The 13,448-nt window shown below is 60.7% G+C and carries 10 protein-coding genes and 1 tRNA gene; 2 read left to right on the top strand and 9 right to left on the bottom strand.

Annotated elements, in window-relative coordinates:
• Positions 1-48 precede the first annotated feature (48 nt).
• The 8 genes from lnt to G542_RS0108000 all read right to left on the bottom strand — a co-directional run bounded on the left by lnt (position 49) and on the right by G542_RS0108000 (position 9,116).
• Positions 49-1,563: an apolipoprotein N-acyltransferase gene (lnt, locus tag G542_RS0108035; RefSeq protein WP_244878692.1), complete on the bottom strand. Its 1,515-nt coding sequence runs from the start codon at positions 1,561-1,563 to the stop codon at positions 49-51.
• A gap of 79 nt (positions 1,564-1,642) precedes the next feature.
• On the bottom strand, positions 1,643-2,500 hold the full coding sequence (locus G542_RS0108030) for a CorC family transporter (RefSeq protein ID WP_012695778.1): 858 nt from the start codon (positions 2,498-2,500) through the stop codon (positions 1,643-1,645).
• Positions 2,501-2,509: 9 nt separating this feature from the next.
• Entirely contained in the window at positions 2,510-3,010 is a 501-nt protein-coding gene (gene ybeY, locus G542_RS0108025) for an rRNA maturation RNase YbeY (protein ID WP_051189973.1), read from the bottom strand.
• Positions 3,007-3,984: a PhoH family protein gene (locus tag G542_RS0108020; protein ID WP_027823850.1), complete on the bottom strand. Its 978-nt coding sequence runs from the start codon at positions 3,982-3,984 to the stop codon at positions 3,007-3,009. The genes ybeY and G542_RS0108020 overlap by 4 nt, the downstream gene beginning before the upstream one ends.
• A 17-nt stretch (positions 3,985-4,001) precedes the next feature.
• Positions 4,002-5,333, bottom strand: a complete 1,332-nt coding sequence (gene miaB / locus G542_RS0108015; protein ID WP_027823849.1) for a tRNA (N6-isopentenyl adenosine(37)-C2)-methylthiotransferase MiaB — start codon at positions 5,331-5,333, stop codon at positions 4,002-4,004.
• Between the two features lie 121 nt (positions 5,334-5,454).
• Positions 5,455-6,369 carry a LysR family transcriptional regulator gene (locus tag G542_RS16330; protein WP_051189972.1) on the bottom strand — a complete coding sequence of 305 codons (915 nt, stop codon included), beginning with the start codon at positions 6,367-6,369 and terminating at the stop codon, positions 5,455-5,457.
• 157 nt (positions 6,370-6,526) lie between these two features.
• A complete protein-coding gene (gene arcD / locus G542_RS0108005; RefSeq protein WP_081666792.1) occupies positions 6,527-8,005 on the bottom strand; it encodes an arginine-ornithine antiporter in 1,479 nt (492 codons plus the stop codon).
• A gap of 40 nt (positions 8,006-8,045) precedes the next feature.
• A complete protein-coding gene (locus G542_RS0108000; protein ID WP_027823847.1) occupies positions 8,046-9,116 on the bottom strand; it encodes an alanine/ornithine racemase family PLP-dependent enzyme in 1,071 nt (356 codons plus the stop codon).
• 720 nt (positions 9,117-9,836) lie between these two features.
• Between G542_RS0108000 and G542_RS0107995 the strand changes: the two genes are divergently transcribed.
• A tRNA-Met gene (locus G542_RS0107995) sits at positions 9,837-9,913 on the top strand.
• A gap of 509 nt (positions 9,914-10,422) precedes the next feature.
• On the opposite strand, the gene G542_RS0107990 is transcribed toward G542_RS0107995, so the two are convergent.
• Entirely contained in the window at positions 10,423-11,514 is a 1,092-nt protein-coding gene (locus tag G542_RS0107990) for an IS5 family transposase (protein WP_027823846.1), read from the bottom strand.
• Between the two features lie 177 nt (positions 11,515-11,691).
• Here G542_RS0107990 and G542_RS0107985 point away from each other — a divergent pair, with 177 nt between their 5' ends.
• Positions 11,692-13,218 (top strand): P-loop ATPase, Sll1717 family, encoded by a 1,527-nt coding sequence (locus tag G542_RS0107985; RefSeq protein WP_211218803.1) that lies wholly within the window; start codon positions 11,692-11,694, stop codon positions 13,216-13,218.
• The last annotated feature ends 230 nt before the right edge of the window (positions 13,219-13,448 follow it).

The following is a 13,448-nucleotide window of genomic DNA, read 5'->3' as shown; positions in this document are numbered from 1 at the left end:
CGGGCAAGATCTGGCAGCGTCATTTGCCAGGAGCCGTTCCCTGTCTGGTCAGCGGTTTTTCCGGCCCTGCCGGCGCGTCCAGCCCCACCACAGCGCCAGTCCGGCCAGGGCCGCCAGCACGACCGGCAGGTTGCCCCAGCGCATGTAGGGTGTCAGGCCGCTGCGCGGCTGTACCGTTACCTCCAGCACGCCACGGGTGAATTGCGGCATCTCGGCCAGCACTTGGCCGCGGTGGTCGATGGCCGCAGTCAGGCCGGTATTGGTGGCGCGCACCATCGGGCGCCCGGTTTCCAGTGCCCGGGTCTGTGCCAGTTGCAGGTGTTGCCAGGCCGCGTTGCTGTTGCCGAACCACGCCATGTTGCTGACGTTGGCGAGGAGGGTGGCCTCGCGGGCCGGTCCGATCAGCTCTTCGCCAAAGCTGTCTTCGTAGCAGACGTTGAAGGCAACCCGTTCGCCGGCCAGCGTCAGCGGTGTCTGCTGCGTGCCGCCGGGGGTGAAGCCCGACAGCGGGATGTCCATGAAACGGTACAGCCAGCCGGTCAGCCATGGCAGCGGGATGAATTCACCGAACGGTACCAGGTGGTCCTTGCTGTAGCGTTGTTCGCGTCCGGTGACGCTGACCACGCTGTTGAAATAGCGGCCGTCCGCCAGCCGGGTGGGCGCGCCGGTGACCAGCTCGGCTCCCTTGGCGGCCGCCATGTCCCGCAGGGCATTGACGTACTGCGCCGGCATTTCGTCGTACATCAGCGGAAAGGCGGTTTCCGGCAGGATGATCAGGCGGCCGCGGGCGGTGGCAACCTGCTCGGCGTATACACGCAGGGTCAGGCCGAAAGCGTCCGGGTCCCACTTGAGCGACTGCGGAATTGCCCCCTGCGCCAGCGACACGGTCAGCGGTTTGCCGACCGGATGCGTCCACTCCCGTTGCTTGAGGGCGACGCCGCCGCTCCACAGGGTGGCCACCAGCAGCACTGTCAGGGCGATCGGCCGCCGTTGCGGCCTGGTATTGTCGGTCTGGCGCAGCCAGAACAGCCACGCCAGCACGGCGGCAGTCAGGGCCACCATCCAGCTGAGGCCGAAGATGCCGGTGACCGGCAGGTAGCCGGCCAGCGGACCGTCCGGCACCTGGGTATAGCCCAGTGCTCCCCACGGAAACCCGGTGATCACCCAGCCGCGCAGCCAGTCGGCCAGCGTCATCAGGAGCGGAAATGCCAGCAGCCAGGTGCCGGTCGGCCGGTCGCTGCGGCGGGCCCAGCGGGCGGCCAGCGCCAGTGCCAGCGCCGGAAACAGCGCCAGCCAGGCTGGCAGCAGCAGGGTCAGCGGGGCGGCCAGCAGGGCGGGCAGTCCGGCGATGTCGTGCAGGCTGAGGTAGGTCCAGTAAAAGCTGGCGGTAAAGCCGGCCAGCGCCCAGACATAGCCTGCGGCAAAGGCGCGGCGCGGGCTGGCACCGATGGACAGGCGGACCGGTACGGCCAGCAGCACCGGCATCAGCCAGCCTAGGTGATAAGGCGCCAGCGTCAGCGGATAGGCCAGGCCGGCCAGCAGGGCAACAAGCAGGATTCGCACGGATCGGGTTTCCACACAAACAGGTGACGGCAGGTGAAACACCTGCCGTCCGGTCATGATGTCCGGCCAGGCCGGGGTATCAGGCGTCTGCCGCAGGCCGGACCGGCTCGGGCAGTTTTTCCACCAGCAGCATCTGCACCCGGCGGCTGTCGGCACGCAGCACGGTAAAGCGCCAGCCTTGCCGGTCGACGGTTTCACCGCGCTTGGGCAGGTGTCCGAGCTCGTTCACCACCAGTCCGCCGACGGTGTCGATGCCGTCGCCGGCAAAGCCGGTGTGGAAATAGTCGTTGAAGTCGTCGAGTTCGGTGATGGCCTTGACGCGCCAGCGGCCGTTCTTGCCCGGCACGATGTGCGACTCGGTTTCGTCGAAGTCGTATTCGTCCTCGATGTCGCCGACGATCTGTTCCAGCACGTCCTCGATGGTGATCAGGCCGGCCACGCCGCCGTATTCGTCCACCACGATCGCCATGTGGTTGCGGGTCTGGCGGAATTCGCGCAGCAGCACGTTCAGGCGTTTGGATTCGGGGATGAACACGGCCGGGCGCAGGCTGTCGCGCAGGTCGAAGGCGTCGCGGTCGGCAAAGTACGACAGCAGGTCCTTGGCCAGCAGGATGCCGAGCACTTCGTCCTTGCTGTCACCGATCACCGGAAAGCGCGAGTGGGCGGTTTCCATGACATAGGGCAGGAAGGTTTCGACCGCGTCGTCGACGCTGACCACGTCCATCTGGCTGCGCGGCACCATCACGTCGCGCACGGCCAACTCGGAGACTTCCAGCACGCCTTCGATCATGGCCAGCGCCTCGGCGTCGAGGAGGTTGCGCTCGAAGGCGGAGTGCAGCAGCGCGACCAGTTCCTCCCGGTCCTCGGGTTCGCGCAGCAGCAGGGTAGACAGGCGTTCAAGCCAGGACGGTTTATGACTGGGATCGTCCGTTTCCATAGCAGGCGGTCAATGCTCCACGGCGTAGGGGTCTGTGTATCCTAAGCGAGCGAGGATGACGGTTTCAAGAGCTTCCATGGTCTCGGCTTCGGCATCGGTTTCATGATCGTAGCCTTGCAGATGCAACATGCCATGCACGGTGAGGTGAGCATAATGGGCATGCAGATCCTTGTCCTGCTCGGCCGCTTCGCGTGCCACCACCTCGGCGGCCAGCACGATGTCGCCCATCAGCGGCAGGCCGGCGATGGCCTCGTCGCCTTCGTTGAGGGCGAAGCTCAGTACGTTGGTGGCGGCATCCTTGCCGCGGTATTCGGCATTCAGGCGCTGCCCCTCGGCATTGTCGACCACGTGCAGGCCGATCTGCACCGCGCGGCTGCGCCCTTGCAGGGCCGCGCTCACCCAGCGGGCAAAATCGGACGGCCGCGGCAGGCCGGTGGCGGCCACGCGATAATCAATGTTCAGGTCCAGCTCGCGCGGAGCCGGGCGGAAGCGGGTCTTGGCAAGTTTCATGCGTCTGCTTTCGGTTCGTGTTGCTTTTGCCAGCTGTCGTAGGCATCGACGATCTTCTGCACCAGCGGGTGGCGCACCACGTCGCAGCTTTCGAAATGGTGGAAAGCGATGCCACGCACCCCCTTGAGGATACGCTCGACTTCGACCAGCCCGCTTTTCTGGTGGCGGGCGAGGTCGATCTGGGTGATGTCGCCGGTGATGACCGCCTTCGAGCCGAAGCCGATGCGGGTCAGGAACATCTTCATCTGTTCCGGCGTGGTGTTCTGCGCCTCATCCAGAATGATGAAGGCGTGGTTGAGCGTGCGCCCGCGCATGTAGGCCAGCGGGGCGATTTCGATCAGGTTTTTCTCGAAGAGCTTGGCCACCCGGTCAAAGCCCATCAGGTCGTACAGCGCGTCGTAGAGCGGGCGCAGGTAGGGATCGACCTTCTGCGCCAGGTCACCGGGCAGGAAGCCGAGCTTTTCGCCCGCTTCCACCGCCGGCCGCACCAGCACGATGCGCTTGACCGCATCGCGCTCCATGGCATCCACCGCACTGGCCACCGCCAGGTAGGTCTTGCCGGTGCCGGCCGGGCCGATGCCGAAGGTGACATCGTGGTTCTGGATCGCCTTGATATAGACGTTCTGCCCCGGTGTGCGGCCAAACAGGTCGCCCTTGCGGGTCATCAGCACCGGCGTGCCGCCATCAACACCTTCCTGCGCCAGCGGCTCCATGCCGCGCTTGAGTTCGACCAGACCGAGCTGGACGTCTTCCACATCCAGCGGCCGGGTGGCGCGCAGGTAGAACGATTCCAGCACCTGCGCCGCCTCGCGGGAACGCCGGCCGGCGATCTTGAACTTTTCGTTGCGGCGGGTGATGGCCACGTCCAGCGCGGTTTCGATCTGGCGCAGGTTGTCGTCCAGTGCACCGCACAGGTTCATGAGCCGGGCGTTGTCGACCGGGGAAAAGCTGATGGTTTCGATCGGAGTGGACATGTCGGTATCTTGCGGCCTCAGTCTTCGAGGGTGAGGATTTCGCCGCGCACGCTGTGGCGCAGGGCTTCGGTGATGACCACTTCGACCATCTGGCCGATCAGGCGCGGCTGGCCGACGAAGTTGACGATGCGGTTGTTGGCGCTGCGCGCCGCCAGCTCGCTGCTGTCCCGCCGCGAGATTCCTTCGACCAGCACGGTCTGCACCGTTCCCACCATCGACTGGTTGATTTCAAACGTCTTGCGGTCCAGCAGTTCGGTCAGTGTCTGCAGACGCTTCACCTTGACCTCGTGCGGCGTGTCGTCGGGCAGGTCGGCGGCCGGCGTGCCGGGGCGCGGGCTGTAGATAAAGACGAAACTGGCGTCGAACTCCAGCTCTTCAACCAGCTTGCGGGTCTTTTCGAAATCCTCGTCGGTTTCGCCGGGGAAGCCGACGATGAAATCCGACGACAGGCACAGGTCGGGCCGGATGGCGCGCAGCTTGCGGATGATCGACTTGTATTCCAGCGCCGTGTAGCCGCGCTTCATGGCCGCCAGCACGCGGTCGGCGCCGGACTGCACCGGCAGGTGCAGGTGCGACACCAGCTTGGGCAGGCGGGCATAGCAGTCGATGATGCGCGGGGTGAATTCGCGCGGGTGACTGGTGGTAAAGCGGATGCGCTCGACGCCGGGGATTTCGTGCACGCACTCGAGCAGGCAGGCAAAGTCGGCAATCTCGCCGTCGGCCATGGCGCCGCGGTAGGCGTTGACGTTCTGCCCCAGCAGGGTGATTTCCTTCACTCCCTGCTGGGCGAGGCCGGCCACTTCGGTCAGCACGTCGTCGAGCGGGCGGCTGACTTCCTCGCCGCGGGTGTAGGGCACCACGCAGAAGGTGCAGTATTTGGAACAGCCTTCCATGACCGAGACAAAGGCAGCCGCGCCTTCGACCCGGGCCGGCGGCAGGTGGTCGAACTTTTCGATTTCCGGGAAGGAAATGTCCACCTGGGCCGCGCCGCTTTCACGGCGCTGGCTGATCAGCTGCGGCAGGCGATGCAGGGTTTGCGGGCCGAAGACCACGTCCACGTAGGGCGCACGCTTGACGATGGTGTCGCCCTCCTGGCTGGCCACGCAGCCGCCGACACCGATGATGAGGTCGGGCCGGGCTTCCTTGAGCGGGCGTACCCGTCCCAGATCGGAAAACACCTTTTCCTGCGCCTTTTCGCGCACCGAACAGGTGTTGAACAGGATGATGTCGGCGTCGTCCGGGCTGTCGGTCTTGACGATTTCTTCGGCGAGGCCGAGCACGTCGGCCATCTTGTCCGAGTCGTACTCGTTCATCTGGCAGCCGAAGGTCTTGATATAGAGCTTTTTCATGAGGGGCAAAAGCCAAAAACCGACGCCGTGCGCCGGTTTTTTGTTGGGAAATGAATCGCTTGCCACGATTGTAACATCGCGCCCTGCCTTCGCCACCGTCAAAGCGACGGTGGTTGCCGCCTCAATCGCTGGCTGCGGCCACGTGTTCGGCCAGGATCGCCTCCTCCAGCAGCCGGGTGGCCTGTGCGGGCGTCCCGTAACGCAGGCGGGTCAGGGTAAAGGCCGGGTAGTAGTCGAGCTCCGGCAGGTCGATGCAGCGCAGTGCCCCGCTGGCCACCCACGGCGCGGCAAAGTGCTCGGGCAGGTAGCCGATCAGCTCGCCAGCCAGCAGCAGCAGCGCCGTGCCTTCCATCGAGGCTGACTGTACCGGCGTGCGGTAGCCGTCGTTTTCGTCGAGCGGCGTGATGTCCGGCTGCCCGCGTCCGGCCAGCGCATAGGGCAGCAGGTCCTGGCGCTGGCACGGTGGCGTGGTGCGGCAGAACACCGGATGACCGGGGGCGGCATACAGGCGCTGGCGCTCGCGGAACAACGGCAGGTACAGCAGGCCGGGACGCTCCTGGTCGCTGGAGCACAGGCCGAGCTGGAGCCGGCCCTGCAACAGTCCGGCCTCGATGTCGCTGGTGGCGAGCACTTCCAGCGTCAGCGTCACCTCCGGATAGCGCTGCCGGAATCCGGCCAGTGCTGCCGGCAACCGGCACAGCGGATTCATGGCGATGGTGTCGACCACGCCGATGTCCACATGGCCGTTGATCTGGCCGCGCAGCTGGCCGACCCGGCTTTCGTATTCGTCTACCCGGCGCAGGAAGCGCAGGGTTTCCTGGTAGACCGCTTCACCCTCCGGTGTCAGGCGAAAACCGCTGCGGCCACGCTGGCACAGGCGCACGCCCAGCCGGGTTTCCAGGTCGCTCATCTTGCCGCTGATGGTTGACTGGCTCATGCCCAAGCGCACCTGCGCCGCCGAAAAACCGCCGCAGTCGACAATCACGGTAAAAATCTGCAACAACCGCAGGTCAAACTGGTTCAGACGCACATCCACCCTCAGGAATCTGGCGAAAACACCGTAGATTAGTGTTTTATTATACTCCGGTCATGCCGGGCGGATGGCAGGGCCGGACAGAAAAAAACCCCACGGCAGGCCGTGGGGCAGAACGCAATTCGGAGAGCGTCTGAAGAATCGAGCAATACAGGGCAGGTTAGATGGTCAGGGCGCCGGTCGCCAGCTGGAATGCCGCGATCAGGCCAAGGATTACGGCCACGCCGGCCAGCACCAGCTCGTTGCGGGTGAACAGCACGCCACCCTGCTCACGGCGGGCCTTGATGTAGAACAGGATGCCCGGGGCGTACAGCACCATCGACAGCAGCAGGTATTTCGGGCCGGCGGCGTACAGCAGCCAGCAGCCGTAGACCGAACCCAGCAGCGCAATCAGCTTGTCCTTGCCGGCCGCCCGCAGGTCGCCGTCGTAGCCTTCGCCGCGCACGGCGATCTTGACGGCGTAGAGCGCGCACAGCAGGTAGGGGATCAGGATCATCGAGGTGGCCAGCAGCAGCAGGTCCAGATAGGCCGAGCCGTTGAAGAGGGTGATGATCAGGAACAGCTGCACGAGGCCGTTGGTGAGCAGCAGCGCGTTGACCGGCGCACCCTTGGCGTTGGTCTTGCCGAGGAAGGCCGGCATGGTGCCGTCCTTGCCGGCGAGGTAGGGCACTTCGGCAGCCAGCAGGGTCCAGGCCAGCAGGGCACCGCCGACCGAAATCACCAGACCGGCATTCATCAGTGCTGCACCCCAGTCACCCACGGCAGCCTTGAGCACGCCGGCGGTGGACGGGTTTTTCAGGGCGGCCAGTTCCGGCTGCGACAGCACGCCCAGCGACAGCATCGACACGGCGACGAACAGCAGGATGGACAGGGCAAACCCGATCATGGTGGCCTTGCCGACGTCGGCCATCTTTTCGGCGCGGCTGGAGAAGATCGATGCGCCTTCGATGCCGATGAACACCCAGGTCGTCACCAGCATGGTGCTCTTGACCTGGTCGACGAGGCTGCCGAGTTCCGGACGGCCCCAGAAATCCAGGGTAAAGGTTTCGATGCGGAAGGCCACCACCACCAGCACCAGGAACAGTGCCAGCGGGATCAGCTTGGCTACGGTGGTGATGATGTTGATCAGCGCTGCACCCTGGATGCCGCGGCAGATCAGTGCGTGATAGCCCCACAGCAGGGCCGACGAGCACAGGATGGCCGGCAGGGTGTTGCCGTCACCGAAGAAGCCCATCGAGGAAAACGAGCCGAGTGCCGAGAAGATCACCACGTAGTAGGACACGTTGCCGATCCACGCCGAGATCCAGTAACCCCAGGCCGAGTTGAAGCCCATGTAGGGGCCGAAACCGGCACGGGCATAGCCGTACACGCCGCCTTCGACTTCCGGCTTGCGGTTGGCGAGGGTCTGGAACACGAAGGCCAGCATCAGCATGCCGACAAAGGTGATGCCCCAGCCGATCATGATGGCGCCGGCGCCGGCCGATGCGGCCATGTTTTGCGGCAGCGAGAAAATGCCGGCGGCGATCAGGGCACTGACCACCAGGGCCGTCAGCGCGCCGAGCTTGAGTTTGGGGGCCGCAGCAGCGGGAGCCGCCGCGGCGGGCGGCACGGCGCTGGCGCCATGGACGAGTTCGGTCATGATGCTTTCCTTTCAGGCGGAAAAATCCGGATCAAAACGCTTAGTGAAGAAATTCTTTGCGCACGTACTCGGAGGTCATGCATTGCAGGGCGCCGCCGTAGCTGAGGGAGAAATACAGCGCGTCGCCCACCTGGCAGGGCTGGCTGGCGTCGGTGACATCGACGATCAGGTGGTCCGAGCTGCCGCCGATGATGCGGACGGCCGGGTCCAGCGGAGTCAGGTCGGCAAAGTTGACGTCCTGCTTGCCGATGGCGCAGATGGCGCGCTGGCGGATGCCGAGGTCCTCGAATTCCGGCTTGTGGCCGAAGGCGTCCAGTGCGGTGGAGTTGACCGGCACCGAGGGCTTGAACTTGAGTTCGACGATTTCGACGGCCAGCCGCATGGTGTCCTGCCGGGTGCCGGGGATCGGGTCGTCGTTGAGGCCGATGCCCATCAGCAGCGATGCGCCCAGCCGCAGCTGGTTGATGCCGGCGGGCAGGCCGCCGCGCAGCAGCAGCGGCAGGGCGGCCGAGCTGGCGCCGGAAATCGTGCGTAGCTGCACGCCCAGTTCGCGTTCGATCCGGCGTGCCAGATCCACCAGCTGCTGCTGGTTTTCGGTGGTGGGCTCGACGCCGCCATAGCAGGCGAGGTTGGTGCCCAGTCCTTCCAGCTCCAGCCCCGGCAGCTCGGTGACCAGCCGGGCCAGTGCAACGGTGTCGTCGGCGCTGAAGCAGCCTTCGCGCAGGTCGCCGAGGTCATGCATGACGATCACGCCGTGCGTGCGTCCCAGTGCGATGGCAGCGGCGGACAGGGCCCGTACCGTGTGTGGTTCGGAGTTGAGCGACAGGTCAGCGTAACGCACCACGTCCACTGCCCGGCTGACCGACGGGATGCGCAGCAGCAGCTTGCGGGCGGGCAGGTCCTGGAGTTTTTCCAGGTTGCCGATGCGCGAGTCGCCGATGATGTCGATGCCGCCGTCGATCAGGGCTTCGGCGACCGGGTGTGCGCCGCAGGCGAGTTTGGTGATGCCGACCGGGCGAATGCCGGAGGCATGGCACAGTTCCACCATCGCCCGGGTGTTGGCGCGTACTACGGGCAGATCGACAAACAGGCAGGGCATGGTTTGGGACATGGTTTTCTCCGTTGGACTGGCGCAGGCCGGCCGGGCGGAGAGTGGCGACCGGCTTGCCTGCTTGATGCCTCCGGACTGTATGACCCGTTATTCACAAATTAAATAATCAAGTACTGATGTTTACTTCGTGTTTTACCAATGTAAGCAAAAGTCATGCAGTAAACGTCAATGTCAAGACAAAAATACGTTGCTAATCAATATTTTAATTGCATTGTGCTGTTGGTTCGGGTGGACGGTGGATGGTCATTTCCGGCAAGCCGGCCTCTTTGGCATTGCCCTAAGTGAAGTGCCATGCATGACACACGCTCTGGTCTGGCCGGTGCCCGGCAACCCGTCTGTTTTTCGTTGGTTCCAGGCGCGGGCATGTGCCGGGGTGCGGGCTGCATTGCTGTTAGGCAGGTATCCGCATGTGTGGTTGGTGCCAATGCCGGTCCGGGCAAGTGGTTTTCTGGCATGTCTGCCGGCTTATGCAGGCGGCTGGTGCGGATGCGGGTCTGGTCACGCCGGCAGTCTGCCGTTGTGCCGCTTCTGTCATGAAGTATCGGGAGTCCGGCATCGGTGATTGCAGAGAGGGTCTCGGCGCAAGGCTGGCGGACAGGTCCGGGCGCAGACCGGGCCGGTACTACCGGCCGGGCGCCGTGCGTGAATTTTTTGCGTGAGGGTGTTGACAGGCAACCGGTGCCTCTCTAATATTCGGGCTCTCCCAAACGGGGGAAATACGGCGAATTAGCTCAGTCGGTTAGAGCGACGGAATCATAATCCGCAGGTCCGGGGTTCGAGTCCCTGATTCGCCACCAGTATTCAAGGGGTTACGTGCAAACGTAACCCCTTTTGCTTTGCTTCGCAATTGCGGAGCATGCTTCGCAATTTTCTCCCCTCTGGAAAATCTAAGTATTTTCTATCAATAAGTTACCTGCACGACTAGACGGAAATTTGCTCCGCAAAACCATTTTTGCCATTCGCCTGTTCTTCATCAAGCCAAAACCAATTTGAGTCTGGAAAGGCTCAAAAATGCCATTATGCTAGCGACTTGGGATTAGCGGCTTTCGTCCATGAGCGGCCTACTAGGAACCATCCTGAAAGCCGACACTAGGGATGTGCGTATGACAGGACTTTGGTAACCGGGCCTCCGCGCGAAAATGCTCTTAGCAGGCTGTTGAAATACCCGTCAGCCGAGCGTATTCCTGTTTTTGCTTACGCATGACCCAGCCTTGATTGTCCCCAGTTGCCGTTTCCCCGGCCAATTCAAGCCAGAATCCGCCATCAGATGGCACTTTGGCGGTGGATTTCCCCGGTATTGCCCCACTCACGACAGCTGCGGACGCAATGCGGCCAACGTCCGCAGCCGCGTCAGGTTGTACGCCGCCATCGTCAGCGTCAGTAACTGATCCACCTTTGCCAAACCCCGCACCATCACCTGACGGATCGGGCTGATGGTTTTGCCCCAGCCAAAGCACTGCTCGATGCATTTGCGCCGGCGCTGGCTCATGGCGTAGCCGCGATGGCGTGTGGTTCGGCCATCGATGGCACTGCCTCCCTTTCGCCGTGTATTACGCGCCACATGCGGCGTCACGTTCATCTTCCGGCAGGCACTGACGAAGCCTCGTGTGTCGTAGTTCCTGTCGGCCCCGACCGTGACGCGGGCATCCGGTCGGCAGACATCAGCCAGTAGGGTGGCTGCCTCCTCACGTTCGGCGTAACCGTCAGCGGTGCTGGCCCGCACATTGACCACCAGGCCGTGCCGGTTGTCGGTCAGGACATGGCCGAGGTAACTCAGCTGGGCCGGGGCCACGCTGCTCTTGCGGTACAGCCTGCTCCCGGGATCGGTCACGGAAGCATGGGTGGCATTACTGCGCTTCTCGCCATGCCAGTTGCCCGGTGGCCGGTCATCATCGCTGCCATCCTTTCGCCGTAGGCTCTTGTGGCTGGCCCAGGCCTGGATCAGGGTGCCGTCGACGCTGAAGTGCTCGCCCGACAGCAATCCTTGCGACGCCGCCATCTCGACGGTGGCATTGAACAATTCGGTGACAGCATCAAAGGCAATCAGCCGGTTACGGTTCTTGCTGAAGACAGAGTGGTGCCACACCGTGTCTTCAATCGACAGGCCCACAAACCAGCGGAACAGCAGGTTGTAGGAAATCTGCTCGACGAGCAGTCGCTCGCTGCGAATGCTGTACAGCACCTGCAGCATCATGGCTCGCATCAGTTTCTCGGGTGCGATGCTTGGTCGTCCGCCTTTGACATCGGCCTTGTACATTACCGAGAAGCGGGCATCCATACGGGCCAGGGCTTCGTTGAGCCAGGTCCGGACAGGTCGCAGCGGATGGTTGGCGGGAACGAATTCCTCAAGCCGGATGGTGCTGAACAAGGCTTCGTTATAACCGTCCGCTCCGCGCATTCTGCGTCCTTCCATCTGGAGTGTTTGCCTGCATCGTCGCTGATCGGGGTTCGAGACGCCAGTATTTCAACGGCCTGCTAGCATGCAAAATCTTGATCCTTTTCTGGTGCCGTCCGTATGATTGCGCATGACTTGGAATTTTCTCCATGAGACTGCAAGTGACCTAAGCATATTAATATGCACGGCTTGCCCGGTAATCCAGAACAGCACCAAACATCCCGCCGAGAACAAGATATGAACCAGAATATAATAACCTTTGATGATGCGACAATAGAAAAACTTTTTGGCAACGAGGCTGCTGATTACGAAAACATTGAGCGACTTCGGGAATATTACTTTAAGGGTAAAGTTTATAGCCGAGTTACGGCAGACCTTCCTTTGAGAATTATCGTCGGCCACAAGGGTGTTGGAAAATCCGCCCTGATAAGATATGCCATGCATGAAGACTATATGAATGGAGTATTGCCGGTCCTCATTAAGCCGGACGATGTTGTGGCGATTGCAAAGAGTAATATAGACTTCCTTCAGCGTATAAAAGATTGGAAGACCGGGCTTTCACAAGTGATTGGAAATAAAGTACTTGAGGATTTTGGAATCGGTGACAATGCAACAATGCAACTGTTCACGCAACCAGGTGGAAAGTTGCTCAACCTGATTCACGACTCAATTTCAGGGTTGCTTGATAAGGCAGGAGTAAATATTGCTCCAACTAAAGAAAGCATTGCGAAACGATTTTTGGAGAAGAAAAAAATACGGGTATACATCGATGATCTTGATCGAGGCTGGGCGGCAAAGAAAGATGAGATTAATAGAATATCAGCCCTCTTAAGTGCCGTTCTTGATATGTGTACTGAATATCCAGGGATTCAGTTTAGAGTTGCACTTAGGTCTGATGTTTATTTTTTGTATCGTACATCGGATGAATCTACAGACAAAACCGAAGGGTCAGTTGTCTGGTTCTCTTGGACCAATCATGAAATTCTCGCTCTACTCGCAAAAAGAGTGGAGACGTTTTTTGGGCGCACACCACCTGATAAATTAGAAAAATTGCCACAAAGTGAATTGGCGAAGTTTTTATTGCCTATTATGGAGGAAAGATTTAATGGAGTAGGGAAATGGGAGAGTGCCCCAATACATAGAATTCTCATGACCCTCATCAGGAGACGACCTAGAGACCTAGTGAAGTTGTGCTCTCTGGCTGCACGGCACGCTCATGAGCGTGAAGAAAATAAAATCTACACTGAAGATTTTGAAGGAATATTCGAAGAGTACTCACAAGGCCGGTCGCAAGATACGTTCAATGAATACAAGAGTGAACTTCCTCAGATTCAGAGACTAATTGAAGGCATGAGGCCAACAGCTAAGGAAGTTAAGGAAGGCATGGGCTGGATCTATAGCACAGACTCTCTAAACAAGAAGCTTGCCAATATTTGCCAGCAAGGCTCATTCACATTTTCAAGTGGAAAAAAAGCCTCTACTAAAGAGTTGGCTCAATTCATGTATAAGATCAACTTCCTAGTAGCAAGAAAAGATCACGGCAAAGATGGGTTAATTGAAAGAAAGTACTTTGAAGAGAATAGATATATTTCTTCCGAGTTTCGTGATTTTGGCTACGACTGGGAGATTCATCCTGCATTCCGAAAACATCTTCAACCGGAAAGTATCTTTTCACTCTCAAAATCCATTTCCCTCAGCGCAGACTGACAATAATAAAATTTGCGGCGGGAATGGTTTGGTAGCACTTCACCATATAATTTTCATTACAGTCACATGCCAATTGGTGTCCTACATACAGAGTATTCCGCTGTCGTTGAACTTGAGTGTTGAATGTCTGCTTTTCGGAAAACGTTACTCCCGGTTTGGGTCGAAAGCTGACGCATAGGGTACGAATTATGGAAGGGTTATTTGCTCCGCAAAAAAATAACGCCCCCCGC

Source organism: Laribacter hongkongensis DSM 14985, from assembly GCF_000423285.1.
Lineage (GTDB): Bacteria > Pseudomonadota > Gammaproteobacteria > Burkholderiales > Aquaspirillaceae > Laribacter > Laribacter hongkongensis.
The sequence above is the reverse complement of the archived record's forward strand: the minus strand, read 5'-3'. Positions and strand labels throughout refer to the sequence as shown.